General features: G+C 68.0%; 20 protein-coding genes. 12 read left to right on the forward strand and 8 right to left on the reverse strand.

Annotation, left to right across the window (positions count from 1 at the left end; all coding sequences use genetic code 11):
- The first annotated feature begins 37 nt into the window (after window positions 1-37).
- Complete coding sequence (locus tag EV646_RS18925; protein ID WP_241996160.1) at window positions 38-760, forward strand: lipoate--protein ligase family protein; 723 nt, start codon at window positions 38-40, stop codon at window positions 758-760.
- Here the strand turns inward: EV646_RS18925 and EV646_RS18930 are convergent.
- From EV646_RS18930 to EV646_RS18950, 5 genes are all read right to left on the reverse strand, one after another.
- Window positions 747-1454, reverse strand: coding sequence for a class I SAM-dependent methyltransferase (locus tag EV646_RS18930; protein WP_132150291.1), 708 nt, complete (start codon window positions 1452-1454; stop codon window positions 747-749). The two genes, EV646_RS18925 and EV646_RS18930, sit on opposite strands and share 14 nt — an antisense overlap.
- A gap of 189 nt (window positions 1455-1643) precedes the next feature.
- Window positions 1644-2429 (reverse strand): ABC transporter permease, encoded by a 786-nt coding sequence (locus tag EV646_RS18935; RefSeq protein WP_132150293.1) that lies wholly within the window; start codon window positions 2427-2429, stop codon window positions 1644-1646.
- On the reverse strand, window positions 2426-3190 hold the full coding sequence (locus EV646_RS18940) for an ABC transporter permease (RefSeq protein ID WP_132150295.1): 765 nt from the start codon (window positions 3188-3190) through the stop codon (window positions 2426-2428). Before EV646_RS18940 ends, EV646_RS18935 begins: the two co-directional genes overlap by 4 nt.
- Window positions 3187-4167, reverse strand: a complete 981-nt coding sequence (locus EV646_RS18945) for an ABC transporter ATP-binding protein (RefSeq protein WP_241996161.1) — start codon at window positions 4165-4167, stop codon at window positions 3187-3189. Before EV646_RS18945 ends, EV646_RS18940 begins: the two co-directional genes overlap by 4 nt.
- The gene (locus EV646_RS18950; protein WP_158290981.1) at window positions 4164-5132 is read right to left on the reverse strand and encodes a DNA glycosylase AlkZ-like family protein; all 969 of its coding nucleotides are present in this window, start codon (window positions 5130-5132) and stop codon (window positions 4164-4166) included. The genes EV646_RS18945 and EV646_RS18950 overlap by 4 nt, the downstream gene beginning before the upstream one ends.
- Before the next feature lie 61 nt (window positions 5133-5193).
- On the opposite strand from EV646_RS18950, the gene EV646_RS18955 reads away from it, so the two are divergent.
- Together EV646_RS18955 and EV646_RS18960 are read left to right on the forward strand one after the other, a co-directional pair.
- Window positions 5194-6117, forward strand: a complete 924-nt coding sequence (locus EV646_RS18955; protein ID WP_132150299.1) for a helix-turn-helix transcriptional regulator — start codon at window positions 5194-5196, stop codon at window positions 6115-6117.
- Between the two features lie 161 nt (window positions 6118-6278).
- Window positions 6279-7124 (forward strand): hypothetical protein, encoded by an 846-nt coding sequence (locus EV646_RS18960; protein ID WP_132150301.1) that lies wholly within the window; start codon window positions 6279-6281, stop codon window positions 7122-7124.
- Window positions 7125-7180: 56 nt separating this feature from the next.
- Here EV646_RS18960 and EV646_RS18965 read toward each other — a convergent pair whose 3' ends face one another.
- Window positions 7181-8146, reverse strand: a complete 966-nt coding sequence (locus tag EV646_RS18965) for an NmrA/HSCARG family protein (protein WP_132150303.1) — start codon at window positions 8144-8146, stop codon at window positions 7181-7183.
- 80 nt (window positions 8147-8226) lie between these two features.
- Here EV646_RS18965 and EV646_RS18970 point away from each other — a divergent pair, with 80 nt between their 5' ends.
- Window positions 8227-8721, forward strand: a complete 495-nt coding sequence (locus tag EV646_RS18970; protein WP_199237057.1) for a MarR family winged helix-turn-helix transcriptional regulator — start codon at window positions 8227-8229, stop codon at window positions 8719-8721.
- 14 nt (window positions 8722-8735) lie between these two features.
- On the opposite strand, the gene EV646_RS38905 is transcribed toward EV646_RS18970, so the two are convergent.
- Entirely contained in the window at window positions 8736-9137 is a 402-nt protein-coding gene (locus tag EV646_RS38905; protein ID WP_158290982.1) for a hypothetical protein, read from the reverse strand.
- A 6-nt stretch (window positions 9138-9143) separates the two neighbouring features.
- On the opposite strand from EV646_RS38905, the gene EV646_RS18980 reads away from it, so the two are divergent.
- The 5 genes from EV646_RS18980 (at window position 9144) to EV646_RS19000 (ending at window position 17038) form a co-directional block, all read left to right on the forward strand.
- Window positions 9144-10052 carry an FAD:protein FMN transferase gene (locus EV646_RS18980; RefSeq protein WP_132150307.1) on the forward strand — a complete coding sequence of 303 codons (909 nt, stop codon included), beginning with the start codon at window positions 9144-9146 and terminating at the stop codon, window positions 10050-10052.
- Window positions 10052-10624: a ferric reductase-like transmembrane domain-containing protein gene (locus EV646_RS18985; RefSeq protein ID WP_132150311.1), complete on the forward strand. Its 573-nt coding sequence runs from the start codon at window positions 10052-10054 to the stop codon at window positions 10622-10624. Before EV646_RS18980 ends, EV646_RS18985 begins: the two co-directional genes overlap by 1 nt.
- Window positions 10621-11838: an NADH-ubiquinone oxidoreductase-F iron-sulfur binding region domain-containing protein gene (locus tag EV646_RS18990; protein ID WP_132150313.1), complete on the forward strand. Its 1218-nt coding sequence runs from the start codon at window positions 10621-10623 to the stop codon at window positions 11836-11838. Before EV646_RS18985 ends, EV646_RS18990 begins: the two co-directional genes overlap by 4 nt.
- Window positions 11832-12059, forward strand: a complete 228-nt coding sequence (locus tag EV646_RS18995) for a ferredoxin (protein WP_132150315.1) — start codon at window positions 11832-11834, stop codon at window positions 12057-12059. Before EV646_RS18990 ends, EV646_RS18995 begins: the two co-directional genes overlap by 7 nt.
- 113 nt (window positions 12060-12172) lie before the next feature.
- Window positions 12173-17038, forward strand: coding sequence for an NAD-glutamate dehydrogenase (locus EV646_RS19000; RefSeq protein ID WP_132150317.1), 4866 nt, complete (start codon window positions 12173-12175; stop codon window positions 17036-17038).
- A gap of 96 nt (window positions 17039-17134) precedes the next feature.
- On the opposite strand, the gene EV646_RS19005 is transcribed toward EV646_RS19000, so the two are convergent.
- Window positions 17135-17872 (reverse strand): GntR family transcriptional regulator, encoded by a 738-nt coding sequence (locus EV646_RS19005; RefSeq protein WP_132150319.1) that lies wholly within the window; start codon window positions 17870-17872, stop codon window positions 17135-17137.
- Window positions 17873-18126: 254 nt separating this feature from the next.
- Here EV646_RS19005 and EV646_RS19010 point away from each other — a divergent pair, with 254 nt between their 5' ends.
- Genes EV646_RS19010 through iolC form a run of 3 tightly spaced genes read left to right on the forward strand, consistent with a single transcriptional unit; the run spans window position 18127 to window position 20990 of the window.
- Window positions 18127-19140: a Gfo/Idh/MocA family protein gene (locus EV646_RS19010; protein WP_241996162.1), complete on the forward strand. Its 1014-nt coding sequence runs from the start codon at window positions 18127-18129 to the stop codon at window positions 19138-19140.
- Between the two features lie 27 nt (window positions 19141-19167).
- Window positions 19168-20049 (forward strand): sugar phosphate isomerase/epimerase family protein, encoded by an 882-nt coding sequence (locus EV646_RS19015; RefSeq protein ID WP_132150321.1) that lies wholly within the window; start codon window positions 19168-19170, stop codon window positions 20047-20049.
- On the forward strand, window positions 20049-20990 hold the full coding sequence (gene iolC / locus EV646_RS19020) for a 5-dehydro-2-deoxygluconokinase (protein WP_132150323.1): 942 nt from the start codon (window positions 20049-20051) through the stop codon (window positions 20988-20990). Before EV646_RS19015 ends, iolC begins: the two co-directional genes overlap by 1 nt.
- Window positions 20991-21335: the final 345 nt, after the last annotated feature.

The following is a 21335-nucleotide window of genomic DNA, read 5'->3' on the forward strand; positions in this document are numbered from 1 at the left end:
CTGTGCGGAGTACTCCAGGCGCGGTAGCTTTTCCGACGTGTCAGGTGACGAGGCGATGGAGTTGGCGGTCGCTCACGCGCTCGTACGGCGTGCGTCCTCAGGCGAGCTGACCGAGGCGCTGCGGATCTACCGCCCGACCGCCCCGGTCCTGGTGTTCGGTCGCCGCGACACCCATGCGGCCGGCTTCGACGCCGCCGTACGTGCCGCTCGGTCGGCCGGTTTCGAGCCGTTGGTACGCGCGGTCGGCGGCCGACCGGTCGCCTACACGACCGAGGCCTTGGTCATCGACCACGTCAAGCATGAACAGCTCGCACCTGAGGGCCTCGACACGCGCTTCAAGAATTTCGGTGCGATGTACGCCGGCGTACTCCAGGAGTTCGGCATCGACGCCCGGGTGGGAGCTGTGCCGGGTGAGTACTGTCCGGGTGCGCACAGCGTCAACGCCCGCGGCGTGGTGAAGCTGGTCGGCACTGGGCAACGTGTCGTACGCAACGGCTGGCTCTTCAGCGCCCTGGTCGTGATCGGCGATGACGAACTGCTCCGGCCGGTGTTGGCGGACGTCTATGCCCACCTCGACCTGCCGTTCGACCCGGCGTCGGTCGGTTCCTTGTCTACCGAAGTACCAGGGCTGTCCTTGGACACCGTCGAGGAGCGCATCCTCGACGCGTACGGCGAGACGAGCCCGGCCGAGCTGGACGAGGCGACGATGGAACTGGCGGCGACACTCGCCGCCGATCACCGGATCGTCAGGGACGCTTAGCCCGCACCAGCAGCGAGATGCCGGGCAGTTTCCCGACCGGAAGGACGCGCTCGGAGGCGATGACGGCGCTGAGGCCGAAGTTCACCACCGGCGAGATCTCCGTCAGGTCGCTCCCGGTGCTGCGCTTGCGACGCCAGGCCGCGACCGGGCGGAGCAGGACGTTCCAGGAGCGCAGGCGCTCGATCTGCAGGCCGGCCGACTCGAGCAGGTCCGAGAGCTCCTCGGCCTCGTACCGGCGGACGTGGTCGACGGCGACGTCGTGCTCGCTCCACAGGTCCATGTCGCACGGCACCGCGATCAGCGCCGTACCGCCGGGACGGAGGACCCGGAAGATCTCGGCAGCGGCGGACTTGTCGTCGACCAGGTGCTCGAGGATGTCGAAGGCGACGATCAGGTCGAGCGACGCTTCGGCCAACGGCAGGCTCATGGCGTCGGCCCGGATCACCGGGATGCCGCGCTCGTGCGCGACCTCGGCACCTTCCGGTCCGTACTCCAGCGCGGTCGCCGACCATCCATGGGACAGCAGTACGCGCGTGTTGCCGCCACCGGCCGCGCCGATGTCCAGCGCCCGGCCGGGCTTCACACCACGCTTGGCCAGGGCTGAGAGCTCACGAGCCAGCAGGGCCCGGCGCTCCCGGTACCACCAGTGCTTGTCCTCAAGCGCTGCCAGCTTCCGAATCTCGGTGCCTTCCACGTCCCGCCGTTCCTCCCAAGCCCAGTACTGTCCGACTGCCCTATTACCGAAAACCGATGTCGGTAAACCGCTTCCGGCAGACCATGAACCTACCCGCCCCACAGGTGCAGACCGAGCGATGGCCCCACATTGCCCAACATTGCAACGCTCCGAGTACAATCCAGCGCGCTACGTGACGAAATCTCGCTCTCAGGAGGTTGCCCCGGTGTACCGGCGCAACCCGAGCCGCCAACACCCGACAGCGAGAGAGCAGCTAAGTATGGCGCCGCTCACGGCCGGACCCAAAACGAGCACCCGTGGCCCGTTGAGGAGCGTGCTGGTCGGGATGGTCGCGATCAGGGTGAGTGGGAAGAGATAAGTGAGGACGAGGCGCAGCGGACGGCGGTAGATATCGGTGGGGTAGCGAGCGAGCTCCCACGCCGAACCGTAGAAGACGTCGAGCTGCAGACGTGGTGCCCAGAAGGCGAGACAGGCGAGCAGTACGCCCATCGCCCAGGTGACTGCGAGTGCGGCTATGAGGGTCAGGATCCAGGCCAGGATCGCGCCGGGCGCTGGTGGTCGTCCTTGCTTGGTGATTCCCAGCGTGATGACGGCGAGACCGAGGACGAACTGGATGAGCGACAAGGGCGTCGACCTGGCCAGGCTGGCGAGGTAGAGCGTTGGCGCCGGCTGGAGCAGGAAGGTGTCGAGCTTGCCGTTGCGGATGCCGTTCTCCGGGAACCAGGACAGGTTGGGATCGATGAAGGCGTTCTTCAGGCTGCTGAGCAACTGAAAGGTGCCGATCAGCACGTACGTCTCGGCCTCGGTCCAGCCGGCCAGCGAGTCCGTCCGCGCGTACACGATGAACACAGTGGCGAGACTCGCGCCGACGCCGATGATCGACAGCACGATGTCGAAGAGAAGGTTGATCCGGAACGTGAGGGTGGCTTGCGCTGAACGGGTGAATCCCGCGGCGAAGAGTCTGAGGAGTTTCATGCGCCCACCACCGTGTAGCGACGGATTCCGGCCCGCCACAGCAGGACAGCGCACGTGATGATGACCGTGAGCCAGCCGGCTTGGTAGGCCAGGCCGGTGAGCACGGGAGCCAGGCCGTGAACGCGGCCGGCGGCGACGTCGGCCGGCAGGCCCAGCATCCCGTAGAACGGCAAGACCTGACCGATATCGCGCAGAGGCCCCGGGAGGAACGCGAGTGGTGCGATGGTGCCGCCGAGCAGCGTGTTCAGCGTCCATCCGAAGCCGACGATCGAGTGCACCCGTTCGGTCCAGAAGGCGGTGAGGGACAGCAGGAAGGTCCAGCAGAAGGTGAGGGTGGCGCCGAGGACGAAGGCGGGGACAGCTGACAGGACGGCGGTCCAGGTCAGGGAGACTCCGAACGCGAACCCGGCCAGCAGTGCGACGGGGATGCCCATCGCCGCCATCCAGATCCGGATGGCGAGGTTGGTGCCGATCGTGTTGATGACGACGGGCTGCGGCCTGAGCAGCTCGTGGCTGATCGTTCCGTCGTAGATCTTCTCGGAGAAGGTGTGCTGCTCGAACGACTCCGTCATCACCGTGACCAGGAGCAGCGCTACGTAGTACGTCGCGACGTACGAATCCGCGGGGTAGACCGCTGACCAGATGAACATGCCGATGAGCGGGCCGAGCACCGCCTGGACGACCAGGGTGAGCAGGAACCACCAGGCGCCGGACCATTCGAGGACCTCCATCCGGATCCGGAGGGCGATCAACTGGCTCATCCGACGCCTTCCCTGTACGCGCGGTCGATGACGGCCTCGAGTGGAGCCTCTTCGACGGCGAGATCCGCGACCTCCAGTTCGGTGAGCAGTCGAGCGGTGGTCCGGGCGACTTCCTCGCGTGGCACCCGCAGGACCCAGGTCCCGTTCGACGCTTCGACGACTTCGCCTGCCTCCTTCAGCCGTTCCTCGTCGGCATTCGGTGCGGTCAGGCGGAGGAGTTTGTACGGCGACAGCTTGGCCGCGAGCTGGTCGAGCTGGCCGTCGTACTGCACCTTGCCTTTGTCGATCAGCACGAGCCGCGGGCAGAGCGAGGCGACGTCCGCCATGTAGTGGCTGGTCAGCAGCACGGTGGCGCCGGCCCGCTCGGCGTACCCGGCGACGAAGCGGCGCATCGTGGTCGCGCCGGTCACGTCGAGGCCGAGTGTCGGCTCGTCGAGGAACATCACCTCCGGCCGGTACAGGAGGGATAGGGCCAGGCCCGCGCGCATCTTCTCGCCCAGGCTCAGCGCCCTGAGCTGGCGTTGCAGCAGGTCTTTGAGGTCGAGCAGTTCGGTGAGCTCGTCGAGGTTCCGGCGGTAGTCGGCCGGCGGGACGTCGTACAGCAATCGCTGGTACTGCAGGGTGTCGAGCACGGTGAGCTCCTGGGATCCACCCACCGGCTGACTGCCGCGGATGAACGCGATCCGGCGGAGGAAGTCGGACCGTCGCTGCCACGGCGAGTAGCCCAGCACCCGGACGTGCCCGGAGGTGGCGTGCAGCAACCCAGACAGGATCTTCATCGTCGTCGTCTTCCCGGCGCCGTTCGGCCCGATGAACCCGACGACCTCACCCGGCGCGAGAGCAAACGAGACGTTCTGTACGGCGGGGACCTCTCGGTAGCGCCGATTGAAGACGGAGCTCAGCGTCTCCTTCCATCCAGACCCCCGAATCGGCGCGCGATAGGTCATATACAGGTCTTCCACGACGACGGCTGTCACGACTGCTTCTCCAGGGATAGGTGTGCACCGGGGATTGGGAATGCCGAGGCCTCGGCGGCGAGGGCGTCGTACTGGGGTGCGGTGAGTTGCTCAGTCAGGATGACGTGGACACGGCCGCCCTTTCGGCCCCAGGCGCCGACGATCCGGCCGTCGACGAGGACGCCGTTGGGATGGAAGGAGTCCGCGGCCGGAGTCATGGCTCTCTTGCCTGGGCCAATGAATCTGCCGTCCCGGTCGCGGCCCAGGAGCCGGAGATCCGGCTCGACGAGCAGCCGGATCCCTCGCGGTCTTGGTGCCTCCCGGATACAGGCCTCGTCGGCCTGCAGGATCCAGGCGGCGGTGCCGTCGAAATCCACTTCGAGCAGTTCGGGTGTGATCGACTTCCAGATCTGCCGGGCATCGGCGGGGGAGAGACCGGCCCACCAGGCGAAGGTCTTCGGGCTCGTCGGCGCGAACCTGCTCACGTGCCGTCGGCAGAGTTCCTTGCGTGCCTCGTCCACGTTGACATCCGGCCTCGGTACCTCGCGCACCCACAAGGCACTCGTCGTCCACCGCAAGGCGATCCGGCCGCTCGCACAGGCGTCGCGCACATGGGGTACCCCGCCGCGCAGCTCGCGTCCGTCCAGCGTTCGGCACACACGGTCCGCGAGCTTGTCGATCCGGCGCACAGCCTCGGCGGCGAGCGGGAGTCTGCCGAGGGTGAAGACGCCGAAGTCCTTCCACGGCAGGACATACACTGCCCAGCGCGGACTGTAGGTCTGGACCAGGCTCGGATGCTTCCAGGTGTCCGGCTCGCAGTCCGCGACCCGAGCGTGCAGACCGAGCAGAGCGTCTCGAGGCGCCGTGTCCTGCAATCCGACGTACGCCGCTTCCTCGTACGACGCCGGCGGTAGTCGCTCGACCAGGTGGTTCACGCGAAGCCGGTAGGCGACGGCCTGCTCGCGGGTGATCTCGAGAACGCTCATGGGACGACCGTAGGGAGAAAAGACGCCACCTGTTGGCTTATTTGTCTGGCATAGTCGAACCATGCGTGCCGAGCGGCTTCTCCGGCTCCTGCTGCACCTGCAGACTCGCGGTCAGTCGACCGTGAGTCAGCTCTCGCAGCAGTTGGGCGTCTCGCCGCGAACGGTCCAGCGCGACCTGGACGCCCTGAGCCTCGCCGGCGTCCCGGTGTACGCCGTCCGCGGCCGCGGTGGCGGCTGGGCGCTGCTTCCCGACTACCGGACCCGGCTGACCGGACTCACGCCGTCCGAGGTGATGTCGGTGTTCGTCGGCGCGACCGCGCACGTGCTCGCCGACCTCGGTATCGATGCCTCGAGCAACCATGCGATGACCAAGCTGATCGCCGCATTGCCTGAGGCGACCCGGCGCGACGCCGAGTTCGCGCGCCAGCGGCTCCTCGTCGACCACGCAGGCTGGGACGACCGCCGCGAAGCACCGCGCTGTCTCGACCTCTGCCGCGAGGCGATCTGGGCGGAACGGCGGATCAGGATCACCTACCGGGAGAAGTCGTTCACGGTCGAGCCGCTCGGCCTTGTCGCGAAATCCCGCACCTGGTACCTGATCGCGGCTCGGCGCGACGGCGAGATCCGCACCTACCGGCTGAGCCGCGTGACCACCGCATCCTCGACCGAGGAGCTTTTCACGAGACCGCCCGGCTTCGACCTCAGCCAGTACTGGACCGAAGCCCAACGCCGCTTCCGTGCGACCCTCCCGTCGTACCCGATGGTGCTGCGAGTCCGCGACCACGCGGTCACCCGCTTCAAGCCAACGGCGCCGATCCGCCCGGACACCGACGGCTGGTTCATCATCGAGACCGACCTGGAAAACCCCCACGAAGCCTGCGCCGCCGTCCTCGCCCAAGCCGGCGCCGCCACCGTCCTCGCCCCACCCGAACTAGCCACCCTCGTCCACCAAGCCGCCGCAAAACTCCTCGAATCCCATTCCTGACCGCCGACGCCGAAAACCGGTTAGGCGGATGATCGGGAGGGCGCGGCGAGGGTTGGTAGATTGATGCGGTTGGCCGCGAGGAGGGTGATGTGGCGAGTGTCTTCGGTCGGCGGTCCGCCGAACAGGGAGCCCCGTCTGTGCGCGGCAGGTGGTGGGCACGGATGTCCGGGATGGTGGAGAAAGTCACCGGACGCGCGCTGAAGGATGACACCGGCAGCTTTCAGGGGGTCAGTCCGGCCGGAGATCGGTCGGCCATTTGTGATGCCATGGTCAACGCCTATGCGGGGGACCTGAGGCATGTGCGGTTCGTCGTCGGACTGGCCAGGCACCTGGCCGTGCGAGACGTCGACAACATGATCGCGGCCAGCGGGGTTCCGGAGGCTTACCAGGCGATCCTCAAGGAGCAGGGCCGCGCCCCCGAATCCGCCGTCCCCCGCGACCGCCTGGACGAGGCCGCGGTCGACGGCTTCGTCGCGGAGCTCGGCGACCACCTCCGCAACCCGGACATCGCACGGAATCTGCTGCCGCTTCCGCACCAGCCCGGGCAGCAGAGCTCGCCGATGCGAGCTGCCGCGAGGGCCCTCTTCTTGGACTCGGCCGACGCGAGGGCGCAGATCCCGACTGAGCAGCACGAGAACGCGATCATCGGCATCCAGCAAGCAATGGAGGCTCACTATCGGCTGGTCGATGGTGCCGCCAACGGCCTTGTCGGACACTCAGGCCTGTCCCCACGCGCGCTCGAACAGACCCTGCTCGAGGCCCGACTCCTCGGCGGCGAGGTCGCCGGAATCGGCATCGAGGCCGTCGAAATGCTCGCGCACCCGCCAGCGCCGGCGGCCGATCAACTGCAGGCCGCCTTCGTCGACGCCAGCGCGGCCCAGAGAGCCGCAACCTTCGGCGTAACCCCCGCCACCGGCACGCCCGTCACCACGACCGTCCCGACCGCTCCAGCCGTACACCGCGACCCGCGTGAGGCCTACCGCTACGATCCACCCGGCCGATCCTGAGCCACCGGCCGCAGGACTTGCTGGGCGGATCGGGTGTGACCCCGATCCGCCCTGGATCACTTGGTGGGGATGGCGCCCTTGTGCTTGGTCAGCCAGTCGGCGAAGGACAGCAGGTCGGGGTTGAGGGCGCGGACCTTGTCGAGGTTGCGGTCGCCGGTGAAGCGTTCGTGGTCTTCGGCGTAGAACTGGAACATGTTCGAGAACTCGGTGGCCATGGGGAAGGGGAGGGCTTGGTATTGGTCCCAGGTGAGGGGTTGGTAGGCGACCTCTTCGCCTAGGGCTTCGGTGAGGGCGGCGGCGTATTCGTGGCCGGTGAGGTGGTCGCCGGCGATGCTCACGGTGATGCCGATGTAGGCGGTGCCTTGCTTGAAGATGGCGAGGGCGGTGCGGCCGATGTCGTCGGACGCGATGCCGGAGAGGGGCTTGTCGGCCATCGGCATGCTGATGGTCAGCTTGCCGTCGGCGTCGCGGGTCGGCCCCATGCCGTTGATGAAGGCATCGAAGTAGAACGTCGTACGGAGGAAGGTTGTCGGTACGCCGTACTTCGTGAAGAGCGCGTCGGCTTCGCCCTTGGCGTCGAAGTGCGGGACTTTGTAGCGACCGTCGTCCAGGCTCGGTACGTCGTCGCGGTCGCCGAAGAACGGCCGGGTGTCCTCGAGCGTCGACCAGATCACGTGCTCGACGCCGGCTGCGGCGGCGGCTCGGGCGGCGTTCTCGGCCTGAGCCAGTTCCATTTCCGCACGGGTCCGGGTCGCGTCTTCCGTCGCGGCCCAGTAGTTCGTCACGACGTAGGCGCCGTACGCGCCTTCGAACGCCGCGCGCACGCTTGCCTCGTCGTCCAGGTCGGCCGCGACCACCTCGGCGCCGGCTGCCGCCAAAGCCTTCGCGCCGGACGAGTCCGGGTTCCGGGTCAGCGCGCGTACGGCGAACGTCCGGGCCGGGTCCTCCAGGATCGCCCGGACCAGTCCGCCGCCCTGCGCTCCAGTGGCTCCGACGACGGCGATCAGCTTCTGCTCACTCATATCGAGATTCTCCTCGGGTTGATGTGTCAACTCTCCACAGCGTAGCGCGTTCGGTTGATGTGTCAACCCGATCCGGTAGGATGGTGGATGTGAGCAAGGGACCGTGGCTCGACGACGACGAGCAGAAGGCGTGGCGCAGCTATCTGCTGATGCACCGGACGCTGGAGACGCACCTGGAGCGTCATCTCCAGCGGGAGTTCGGGCTGTCCAAGTCGGACTTCGAGATCCTGGTGAACCTGTCCGAGTCGGAGACCGGCCGGATGCGTGCCTTCGAGTTGGGCAAGGCGACCCAGTGGGAGAAGAGCCGGATGTCCCACCACCTGAGCCGGATGGAGAAGCGCGGCCTGATCCGCAAGGAGGCCTGCGACGCGCGCTACCCGGAGATCGTCATCACCGACGAGGGTTTGGCCGCGATCAAGGCTTGCGCGCCGGCTCATGCGGCCCGGGTTCGCAAGTTCTTCGTCGACGTGTTCGGCCCGGACCGGATGGCCGTCCTGGGCGAAGTCTCAGACGAGATCGTCGAGACCATCGAGAAACATCGCCATGCCGACTGCCCACCCGAAGTGAGCGGCTGAGGCTTAGCCTGCGTTCAGAAAGCTCTCAGCAGAACTTGATGGTCGCTTGATGTTCTCTTGGAGTGCGGCTGAGGGGCCTCGCCCGAGGCTTGCGGCATGGACACCACACAAGACCCCAAGTCCCCTCGCCGCCGGTGGCTGCGCCGGGCCTCGGCAGCCGCGGTCGCGACAGCGGTCATCGGTATCGGCGGCACCGGCCTGACCGTCGCGGTCGCGGCCGCCCGCCAGTCCGACGACAGCTCATCCGGCAGTACGACGACCTCGACCAGCTCCGACTCCGACAGCACCTCCAGCTCAACCAGCTCCGACAGCAGCTCGGGCTCCAGTAGTTCCAGCAGCTCCGACAGCTCGAGCTCGAGCAGTAGCGGTGTCGGCTCGTCCTCGTCCTCCTCGAGCAGCACGGACGGCGGGAGCAACGGATCATGAGCGCCTTCCGGACCTGGACCGCGTGGAGCTGCACGGTCCGGCTGACGGTCGACGACCCGTCCGTGCTCCGTGCCGCCTGTGGTGAGCTGAAGGCGTTGATGGACAGGGTCGACAAGGCGGCCAGCAGGTTCCGCGCCGACTCCGAGCTGTCGATTGTCAACAATCGGGCCGGCACGATGGTGCCGGTGTCGCGGCTGCTGGTCGACCTGGTCGACGTAAGCCTGGTCGCGGCGTCGATGAGCGGCGGTGCGGTGGACCCGACGGTCGGGTCCGCGGTGATCGCGGCCGGCTACGACGACGACATCGAGGCGGTACGCCGCCGGTTCCCGCAGTCGGCCGATGAGCCGCAGGAGATCCCCGGCTGGCAGCAGGTGCGACTGAACAGGAAGCTCGCGCTGCTCGGCATACCCAAGGACTCGGCTCTTGATCTGGGTGCGACCGCCAAGGCGTGGACTGCGGACCGGGCGGCCATGGTGCTGAGCAAGCGGTTTGGCTGTGCGGTGCTGGTCGAGATCGGTGGCGACCTGCGGGCCGCGGGCCAGCGTGAGAAGCCCTGGGTCATCTCGGTCGCCGAGCGCGCCGGTGACCCCGGAGTGCTGGTCACCCTCGCCCACGGCGGTCTCACGACCTCCACCCGGACAGTACGACGCTGGCAGACCCCGGAAGGCCACGCGCACCACGTCATCGACCCGCGCACCGGCAGTCCTGCCGACGGTCCGTACCGGACCGCCTCCGTCTGGGCGCCGACCGCCGTACGGGCGAACACCTTCAGTACGGCGCTTGTCGCCACCGGCGAAGCGGCTCTGGGACGACTGACCCTGGCTGGTCACCCGGCCCGGCTGATCGCCGACGACGGTGAGGTCACCGAGGTGGCCGGCTGGCCGGCAGCAAGCAGGGCCGCCTGATGACGCTCTGGTACCTGGCCCGCGCGGCCGGTGTCGTCGCCATGATCATGTTCACGCTGTCGGCCTCGCTCGGCATCCTCACGTCCGGCAGTCGCAACCCGGAGCGCCGGTTCTGGCTGCAGTACGTCCACCGGTCGGCCGCTGCCACCGGTCTGGTCCTGCTCGTCGCCCACGTGATCGCAGTGATCGCGGACGCGTACGTCGACATCAGCCCGACCGTGCTGGTCTGGCCCTTCGCGTCCGGCTACCGGCCCTTCGGGATGGTGGTCGGTGTGCTCGCCCTCTACGGGATGGTGCTCGCCGCGGTCGTCGGAGCCGCCAGAGGACGGCTGGCCCAGTCGGAGGCCTTCACCAAGCGCTGGCGAAAGCTGCACATCGCCGCATCGGCCGGCTGGTTGCTGTCCATCGGGCATGCGCTGCTGTCCGGCACCGACCGCGGTACGCCGTGGATGCTCGCCATCACGATCGGCTGCTTGGCCGCAGTCGCCGCAGCGGGCGTCTACCGCGCTCGCAGCCAGGCAGAACGCGCCAGTACGCCGCTCAACCTCGCACGGGTAGGGAGAACCCGATGATCTTGCAAGACGCCAGAGTGCAATTGAGAGTCATCGGTGAGCCGCGCCTGCTCGCAGGACTCGACCAGGGCCGGGCAGACCGGCAGCGTCACCTCTTCACCCACGGCGCCCAGCCTGACCTGAACCGCGAGGCCTACACCCAGCTCGCCGAGGCAGTCGGACTAAGAGGGCGCGGCGGAGCGGCCTTCCCGGTCGCGCTCAAGCTGGCGGACCTCCCGGCGAAGGGCATCGAGGCTGTCGTGGTGAACGGCTCGGAGAGCGAGCCAGTCAGTCGCAAGGACCGCCTGCTGCTCACGCTGGCGCCACACCTTGTTCTGGACGGTGCGACCGGGCTGGCGCGAGCACTCGGCGCTCCGCACGTGCTGATCGCGGTTCACGACGCGGCAGCCGCCACCTCTATCCGTGAGGCGATCATGGAGCGGGACGACGGCCTGGCGATCGAGGTGACTGACACTCCCGGTCGCTTCGTGGCTGGTGAGGCGCGGGCCGTGCTGAGCGCACTGGAAGGTGGAAAAGCGGTCCCGCCGGGGAGGCGGGCGCTGCCGACGCGTAAGGGCTATCACCGGCGGCCTACCTTCCTGTCGAACGTGGAGACGTTCGCGCAGCTCGCCGTACTGGCTCGGCTGGGGCCGAAGGGCTACAGCAGCACTGGGCTGATCAGTGAGCCTGGCACGCAACTGCTGACTGTTGACGGTGCTGTTGAGCGGCCCGGGGTCGTTGAGACGCCGACCGGTGTGCCGCTGGAGGCTGTGCTGCAGTTCTCGGGTGCCGCGCGCGGACCTGTGCTGCTGGGTGGCTACCACGGGAAGTGGCTGCCGGAGACGGATGGTGTGTACCTGCAGCGGCCGGAGGTGTCGGCAGGGATCATCCTGGCGCTCGGCACCGAGACCTGCCCGCTCGGCGAGGTGCACCGGGTCTCGCAGTGGCTGGCGAGCCAGTCGGCGGGGCAGTGCGGTCCGTGCGTGTTCGGACTCGCGTCTCTGGTCGACGACTTCGACAGGCTGGTCAAGGGCGACCCGGCGGGCTGGCACGACGCCCAGCGGCACCTGGGTCTCGTCCCGGGCCGTGGAGCGTGTGCACACCCGGACGGCTCGGCGCGGTTCCTCGCGTCGGCCCTGGAGGTGTTCGGCGAAGACGTCAGGCTGCACCTCGATGGCGGCGGCTGCGGTCGACCGGTTCTGGGTGTCCTTCCGGTACCAGGAGGTTCATGGTGACAACCACAGCGAGCAAGGTGGAAATCGACTGGACGCGCTGCGACGGGCACGGCCTCTGCGCGACCCTGCTGCCGAACGACGTGGTCCTCGACGAGTGGGGTTTCCCGGTCCTCAACGGCCGCGAGATCACCGCCGGTGAGCTGCCGCATGCGCGCCGCGCCGTACTCGCCTGTCCGGCCCTCGCACTGCGACTCGACAGACCTGTTGAACGTGATGCATAAGGACCGTCCCGACATCACACCAGTGACAAAGGTGGACTAATGTTTGAGGAGGCGCACAACGTCGTGCGACCCGGCGCGAACAGCGCCGACGTCACGCGTGGAGACGGTGGGGAATGCAGAGCAAGCTGGACGTCCAGAAGGCAGAAGTGCTCGCCAAGGCGGTGGCCGCGGGAACACATGGGCACGACAAGTCGGTCGATCCGGGAAAGCTGAAGACGTTCCTCGAGCGGTACTACCGCTATGTCGCCCCCGAGGACGTCACCGAGCGGGAGCCGAACGACTGCCTGGGCGCCGCGAGGCACCACTACAAGACCGCGATGTCGCGGCCGCAGGGCACGGCGAAGGTGCACGTCTTCACCCCGACCCTGCAGGAGCACGGCTGGTCCGCGAACGGCCGGACGGTCGTCGAGATCGTCGTCGACGACATGCCCTTCCTGGTCGACAGCGCGTCGATGGCGATCACCGAGCACAACCTCGAGCTGCAGCTGCTGATCCACCCGCAGTTCGTCGTACGGCGTGACATCGCCGGCACGCTGCAGGAAGTCCTGGACGACACCGAGCCCTCGGACGAGCACGACCTCGTCCGGGAGAGCTGGATGCACATCGAGGTCGACCGGATCGCCGACGTCGCCGAGCACCGCCAGCTCGAAGAGGCGCTGCAGCGGGTGCTGCACGACGTGCGCGAAGCGGTCGAGGACTGGCCGAAGATGCACGAGAAGGCCGTCTCGATCGCGGACGAGCTGCGCGCGGCGGCCGACCTGCCGGTGAGCCAGAACGAGGTGGACGAGGCCCGCGAGCTGCTGGAGTGGCTCGCCGACGAGCACTTCACCTTCCTCGGCTACCGCGAGTACGACTTCACCATGGAGGGCGACCAGGGCATCCTGCGCGGCCGGCCCGGGACCGGGCTGGGCATCCTCCGGCCGGACCCGAAGCAGAACTCCGGCCAGCTGCCGCCGGAGGTGAGCGCGAAGGCGCGGGAGCAGAAGCTGCTCATCCTGACCAAGGCGAACTCGCGGTCCACCGTGCACCGGTCGGCGTACCTGGACTACGTCGGGCTCAAGTCGTTCGACGAGAACGGCGACCCGGTCGCGGAGCGCAGGTTCATCGGCCTGCTGTCGTCGACGGCGTACACCGAGAGCGTCATGCAGGTGCCGGTGCTGCGGCGCAAGGCGCTGGAGCTGTTCCGGCTGACCGGCTTCGACCCGAACAGCCACAGCGGCAAGGGCTTGCTCGACGTACTGGAGACCTACCCGCGTGACGAGCTGCTGCAGGCGCCGGTGGAGGACCTGCTGCCGATCGTGCAGTCCGTGCTGCACCTGACCGAGCGGCGTGCGGTCAAGCTGTTCGTACGGCGTGACGTGTACAACCGGTACCTCTCCTGCCTGGTCTACCTGCCGCGTGACCGCTACACCACCGCGGTCCGGCTGAAGATGCAGCAGATCCTCAAGGACGCGATCGGCGCCGAGTCGGTCACCTACGCCGCGTACGTGACCGAGTCGGTGCTCGCCCGGGTCCACTTCGTCGTCCGGATGAAGCAGGGCGAGACGGTCGGTGAGTACGACGCCGAGCTGCTCGAGCAGAAGGTGATCGAGGCGACCCGGGCCTGGGCGGACGACTTCACCGCGGCGCTGCACGCGCTCGGCGGCGACGGCGCCGTGAGCCAGCTGGCGCGCCAGTACGTCGACGCGTTCCCGGAGGCCTACAAGGAGGACTTCGACGCCCGCGTCGCCGTCAACGACGTCAACGTGCTGGAGAGCCTGCCCGCCGACAACGGCCTGGCCATGTCGCTCTACAGCCCGATCGACGAGCAATGGGAGGGCGAGCGCCGCTTCAAGGTCTACCGGACCGGTACGGCGCTCTCGCTGTCGCAGGTGCTGCCGCATCTGAACAACATGGGCGTCGAGGTGATCGACGAGCGCCCGTACGAGATCCGCTGCGTCGACAAGACGCAGTACATCTACGACTTCGGCCTCCGGGCGCCCAGTGACGTGGATGAGCGGGAGGAACTGCGTCAGCTGTTCTCCGCCACGTTCCAGGCGGTCTGGCAGGGCCGCGCCGAGTCCGACAAGCTGAACGCGCTGGTACTGCGGGGGAGCCTCAGCTGGCGGCAGGTGTCGATCCTGCGGGCCTACCAGAAGTACATCCGGCAGGGCGGTACGCCGTTCAGCCAGGACTACATCGAGAACACGTTCCTCGGCCATGTGGACGTGGCCCGGCTGCTGGTCCAGCTGTTCGAGACCAACTTCGACCCCGCCCGCGGTCCTGCGGACGACCCGGACCGTTTGAGCGTGGCCGGCCAGTTGGAGAAGGAGATCCTGGCCGCGCTCGACACGGTGAAGAGCCTGGACGAGGACCGGATCCTGCGGTCCTACCTGACCGTCATCAAGGCGACGCTGCGGACGAACTACTTCCAGCCCGCGGTGGCTGACGGTTCACCACGCGCGTACATCTCGCTGAAGCTGGAGCCGAAGGAGATCCCGGATCTGCCGCAGCCGCGGCCGGCGTATGAGATCTTCGTGTACTCACCGCAGGTCGAAGGTGTGCACCTGCGGTTCGGCGCCGTCGCGCGAGGCGGTCTGCGCTGGTCGGACCGGCGGGAGGACTTCCGGACCGAGGTGCTGGGTCTGGTCAAGGCGCAGATGGTGAAGAACTCGGTGATCGTGCCGGTGGGTGCGAAGGGCGGGTTCTACGCGAAGCAGTTGCCGGATCCGGCGCTGGACCGCGACGCGTGGCTGGCCGAGGGCATCGCGTCGTACAAGACCTTTATTTCCGGGCTTTTGGACATCACCGACAACATTGTTGCCGGGGGCATCGTTCCGCCGCGGGACGTGGTCCGGTACGACGGTGACGACGCCTACCTGGTGGTTGCCGCGGACAAGGGTACGGCGACGTTCTCGGACATCGCGAACGGTGTCGCGAAGGAGTACGGGTTCTGGCTGGGTGACGCGTTCGCCTCGGGCGGCTCGGTCGGGTACGACCACAAGGCGATGGGCATCACCGCCCGCGGTGCGTGGGAGTCGGTCAAGCGGCATTTCCGCGAGATGGGCCACGACTGCCAGAACGAGGACTTCACCGTCGTCGGTGTCGGCGACATGTCCGGTGACGTGTTCGGCAACGGGATGCTGCTGTCTGAGCACATCCGGCTGGTCGCGGCTTTCGACCACCGGCACATCTTCCTGGACCCGGCGCCGGATGCGGCGAAGAGCTTTGCGGAACGGCGCCGGCTGTTCGAACTGCCGCGGTCGTCGTGGGCGGACTACGACGCGACGCTGATCTCGGCCGGCGGCGGCGTGTATCCGCGCACCGACAAGGCGATCCCGATCTCGGCCGAGGTCCGTGAGGTGCTCGGCATCGAGGGCACTCCGGCCACGCTGACGCCGGGCGAGCTGATGAATGCGATCCTGAAGGCGCCGGTCGACCTGTTCTGGAACGGCGGCATCGGCACCTACGTGAAGGCGTCGTCGGAGACGAACGCCGATGTCGGCGACAAGGCCAACGACGCGATCCGGATCAACGGATCCGACCTGCGGGCGCGGGCGGTCGGCGAGGGCGGCAACCTCGGCTTCACCCAGCTGGGCCGGATCGAGTACGCGACCAACGGCGGCCGGATCAACACCGACTTCATCGACAACGTCGCCGGCGTGGACACCTCCGACCACGAGGTGAACATCAAGATCCTGCTGGACACGGTGGTCGCCGACGGCGATCTGACCGAGAAGCAGCGCAACGACATCATCGCGTCGATGACCGACGAGGTCGCGCAGCTGGTGCTGAAGAGCAACTACCGGCAGAACATCGGCCTGGCCAACGCGGTCGCGCAAGGCCCGGCGATGATGCACGTCCACCAGGACTGGGTACGGCGGCTGGAGAAGCAAGGCCTGCTGGACCGGGAGCTGGAGTTCCTGCCGAGTGTCGCAGAGTTCAAGCGGCGCAAGGCCGAGGGCCGTGGGCTGACGTCGCCTGAGCTGTCGGTGCTGATCGCCTACACCAAGATCGTGCTGGAGGCCGACCTGCTGAAGACCTCGCTGCCGGACGACCCGTTCCTGGCGAACAAGCTGGTCAGCTACTTCCCGAAGGCGATCCAGGAGCGGTTCGGCGAGCAGATCAAGACCCACCAGCTGCGCCGCGAGATCATCACCACCCAGGTGGTGAACGAGTTCATCAACTCCTCCGGCATCACGGCGTACCACCGGCTCTCGCTGGAGACCGGCGGCACGGTCGAGGACGTCGTACGGGCGAACCTCGCGGCCTCGCGCATCTTCGGGCAGCCGGAGTTGCTGGCGCGCAACGCCGAGCTCGACAACATCGTCGACGCGGCGACGCAGACCGGGATGCGGCTCGAGACCCGCACGCTGGTCGAGCGTGCGACCCGCTGGCTGGTGTCGAACCGGCGTCCTCCGGTGGACATCGCCGAGCTGATCGAGTTCTTCACGCCAGGCATCGCCAAGCTGACCGCCGCGCTTCCCGACGTACTGCGTGGTCGTGAGCTGGCGCTGTTCGAGCAGCGGCGTGAAGGTCTGGTATCGAAGGGTGTGCCGGCGGAGTTCGCGACGCGGATCGCCGTACAGCCACCGGCGTACGCCGGTCTCGGCATCATCGAGACTGCGTCGCGGGACGACCTTGATGTGCTGGAGGTCGCCAAGGTCCACTTCGCCCTCGGCGAGCGCCTGCAACTCGGCCGCTTCCTGGAACGCATCATCGGCCTGCCACGGACGGACCGCTGGCAGACGATGGCACGTGCGGCGCTGCGCGACGACCTGCACGCCGTCCACGCCAGCCTCACAGCCCAGGTCCTGGCCACGACGGACGCGTCCGCCGAACCAGAAGACCGCGTCATCAGCTGGCAAGACCAAAACGAAGCAGCCCTCTCCCGAGCCGCCACCATGCTGGAGGAAATCGTAGAAACCGAAGGCCCCGAACTAGCCCACCTCTCCGTAGGCCTCCGCCTGGTACGCACCCTCCTGGCCAACCAAGCCTGACCTTGACGTACGTGGGCTGACCACCCGGTTCCCGTACGGCGTGGTGCTCGTCTCTGCGGGTGGCCTTGTTCGTTGCGCCGCTGGATCTCTCGCCGGTCAGCGTTCGGAGACGATGACGTCGACGGAGTACTGGTCGGCTCGGTAGCAGTGGTCGCCGAACTCGACCGCGGAACCATCGGCGTCGTACGCCGACCTCGTCATGGTGACGAGTGGCTCGGCCTTGGACATGTGCAGCGTACGGCGTTCCTCGGCGGTAGCGTTGCGGGCGCCGATGCGCTGACGGGCGACGGTGGGGCGGATGCCGCGAGCCCGGAGTACGGCGTACAGGCCGTCGGACTCGAGCTCCTGGGCGGTCAGGTCGTTCATTGTCGGCGGCAACCAGTTGCGCATGATCGCGAGCGGTAGGTCGCCGGCATAGCGCAGCCGCACGATCGACACCAGTGGGCTGCCCGGCGGCAACCCGAGCACCTCGGCGGCCCGCTCGTCGTGGGCCTCTGTGCTGAACGCGAGGACCTCGGTGCGCGGTGTCCGGCCCTCACGGGCGAGGTCGTCGTACAGGCTGGTGAGTTCGGCCTTGCGGTGCACCATCTGGTTCGCGACGGTGGTGCCGATGCCGCGGCGGCGGACCAGGAGGCCTTTGTTCACCAGTTCGGAGATCGCCCGGCGGACGGTCGGCCGGGACAGGCCGAGGCGGTCGGACATGGCGATCTCGTTCTCGAACGGGTCGCCGGGGCGGAGCGTGCCGTCGCTGATGGCAGCGATGAGCTGCTCGGCGAGCTGGTGGTACAGCGGCACCGGGCTCGTCCGGTCGATGCTGATCGGCAGGGCGGCCATGCGCTGGATGTTACATGAGCTAGCTATGTATGTCCCGATGTCCAAATGTGTTAACAAACTATTGACACCCCACCGCGCAGGCCGGAAAGCTGGCCAGGGCAGTTGGCTGGACCCGGTGAAGCCGGTAGTTGGCGGTGGACCAGTCCGAAGGCTGGCCGGGGCGGGCTGGCGCGGGCTCGGTAAGGAAGGCTGGAGCCGGGCGTTGCCCGCGATGCCGACCGGCGCCATAGCTGCCGAGACGCGGTTGAGGACTGATGACGAAGAGAGGGCAGTCGATGCGGATTGGGTTGGTCGGGGTTGGGCGGATCGGGGCGTTTCACGCCGCGACGCTGAAGGCATTGCCGGCGGTCGATCAGGTGGTGGTCGCGGACGCCGACGCGAGCCGGGCCGAGTTGGTCGCCAAAGATCTCGGCCTGGAGTTCGCCCCGGACGTGCCGGCGCTGCTGGCGAGCGGGATCGACGGCTTCGTCATCGCCGCCGCCACTTCCGCGCACGCGGAGCTGATCGAGGCCGCGGTCGCCGCCGGCATCCCCACGTTCTGTGAGAAGCCGATCGCGATCGACATCGCCGAGACCGAGCGCGTGGTCGAACTGGTCGAGGCGTCGACGGTCCCGGTGCATATCGGCTTCCAGCGCCGCTTCGACGCCGGCTACCAGGCAGCCCGGGCGAAGGTTGTTTCCGGTGAACTAGGCTTCATCCACCACATCCGGGCGAACACCAACGACGCGTTCCCACCGCCGCGCGAGTACATCCCGCACAGCGGCGGCTTCTTCCGCGACTGCACCGTGCACGACTTCGACATCATCCGGTACGTCACCGGCCGCGAGGTTGTCAGCGTCTACGCGACCGGAGCCAACCGCGGTGAGACCTTCTTCGGCGAGTATGGCGATGTGGACGCCGCGGCAGCCCTGCTCACGCTGGACGACAACACCTTCGTCTCCGTCAGCGCGACGCGCTACAACGCCGCCGGTCACGACGTACGGATGGAGCTGCTGGGAAGCCTGGGGTCGGTCGCGGTCGGCCTGGACGCGCACACCGCGCTGCGGTCGGCCGAGCCGGGCGTCACCTTCCCCGACGGCACGCCGCACGCGACCTTCATGGACCGGTTCCAGCCGGCGTACGTCGCCGAGCTGACCGCGTTCACCGAGGTGGTCGCGGGCACCCGCGAGGTGCCCTGCACGGTTCGCGACGCGCTGGCCGCCTTCCGGATCGCCGACGCCTGTGAAGTGTCCCGCCACGAGCACCGCGTCGTCACGCTGGCGCACTGAACCTTGAAGACAGAGGAGAACTGGCCGATGACTGACCTTGCTGCCCGGATCGCCGGCGCCCCGATCTCGTGGGGAGTCTGTGAGGTCCCCGGCTGGGGCTGGCAGTACGACAGCGAGACGGTGCTGGCGGAGATGCGTGCCGTCGGTCTCGCCGCGACCGAGTTCGGGCCGATCGGGTTCCTGCCCGACGACCGCGCGGACAAGGCGAAGACGCTGGCCGATTCCGGGCTACGGGCCGTCGGCGGGTTCGTGCCCGTCGTACTGCACGATCCCGCTCAGGACCCGGCAGACGTCGTACGGGCTGAGCTGGACGGCTTCGTCGCGGCAGGAGCCAGCACGCTGGTGCTGGCGGCCGCGACCGGTCAGGAGGGGTACGACGACCGGCCGGTGCTGACCGAAGAAGGCTGGCAGACGCTGTTGTCGAACCTCGACCGGTTGTCCGCGCTGGCCGCTTCGCGCGGCGTGGTCGCGACGATCCACCCACACGTCGGCACCATGGTCGAGAACTCGGACGATGTACGACGCGTGCTCGACGGCTCCAGCATCGGACTCACGCTGGACACCGGGCACCTGCTCATCGGCGGTGTCGACCCGGTCGCGTTGGCCGTCGAGCACACCGGGCGCATCCTGCACACGCACCTGAAGGATGTCGACGCGGCGTGGGCGGCGCGGGTCCAATCAGGTGAGGTCAGCTACACGGACGCCGTACGGCAGGGGATGTACAAGCCACTCGGCGCCGGCGACATCGACCTCACCACCATCGTCGGCACGCTGGAAGAGGCCGGGTACGACGGCTGGTACGTGCTGGAGCAGGACACGATCCTGACCGACCGGCCGACCGGCGAAGGGCCAGTGGTCGACGTACGGGCGAGCATCGCCGAACTGCTCCGGATCGCTGAGGCGGTGTGATGGCGGACGACGTACTGACCATCGGGCGGATCGGGGTCGACCTCTACCCGCTGCAGATCGGAACGCATCTGGAGGACGTCTCGTCGTTCGGGAAGTTCCTCGGCGGCAGTGCCACCAACGTCGCGGTCGCGGCGGCTCGGCATGGGCGGAAGTCGGCCGTGATCAGCCGCACCGGCAACGACCCGTTCGGCACGTTCATCCACCGGACGCTGCTCGAACTCGGCGTGGACGACCGCTTCGTCATGCCGGTCGACGGATTGCCGACGCCGATCACGTTCTGCGAGATCTTCCCGCCGGACAACTTTCCCTTGTATTTCTACCGGTTCCCGAAAGCGCCGGACCTGGTGATCAACCCGTCCGAGCTCGACCTCCCGGCGATCCGGGACGCGTCGATCTACTGGTCGACGGTCACCGGACTGTCGGCCGAACCGTCGCGGTCGGCGCATTTCGCCGCCTGGGAAGCGCGTGGGCGGAAGCCGCTCACCGTGCTGGACCTCGACTACCGGCCGATGTTCTGGGCCGATCCGTCGGAGGCGCACGAACAGGTCAGCCGGGCGCTCGAGCACTGCACCGTTGCTGTCGGCAACAAAGAGGAGTGCGAGGTCGCGGTCGGCGAGACCGATCCGGACAAGGCCGCGCAGGCGCTGCTGGACCGCGGTCTCGAGCTGGCCGTCGTCAAGCAAGGCCCGCGTGGGACCCTCGCACGCACGCGGGACGAGCGCGTCGAAGTGCCGCCGTACCCGGTCGAGGTCGTCAACGGCCTCGGCGCCGGAGACGGCTTCGGCGGCGCGCTCTGCCACGGCCTGCTGTCCGGCTGGCCGCTGGAGAAGATCATCCGCTTCGCCAACACGGCCGGCGCCATCGTCGCCTCCCGCCTCGAATGCTCCACCGCCATGCCGACCACCAAGGAAGTCCTCTCCCACATGGGTGATGAAGCATGACCAACCAAGACCACCACCCCTCCGGGAACGACCCGCAGCCCGTACGGCGCCCGGCGGACCACGCCGTAAACCCCGACGACCAGCCAACGGTCATCGCACCCTCACCCACCCAGCCCGGCTCCTGGCGCCCCACCAGCCGACGCGCACCCTCCGACGAACAAACCACAGTCATAGCCCACCTAGACCTCCCCACACCCCCCGCCACCAACCAACCCCCGCCGGCCCACCAACCACCGCCAACCAACCGCCCCACGCCCGCCCAAGCAGCAGCCGCCGGCCGCCCCGCTGCCAACCAACCGCCGCCTGCATCCCAGGCCCCAGCCGCGAACCAACCAACGTCGGCGA

It is taken from the genome of Kribbella antiqua, from assembly GCF_004345665.1.
In the GTDB taxonomy this organism is placed as follows: domain Bacteria; phylum Actinomycetota; class Actinomycetes; order Propionibacteriales; family Kribbellaceae; genus Kribbella; species Kribbella antiqua.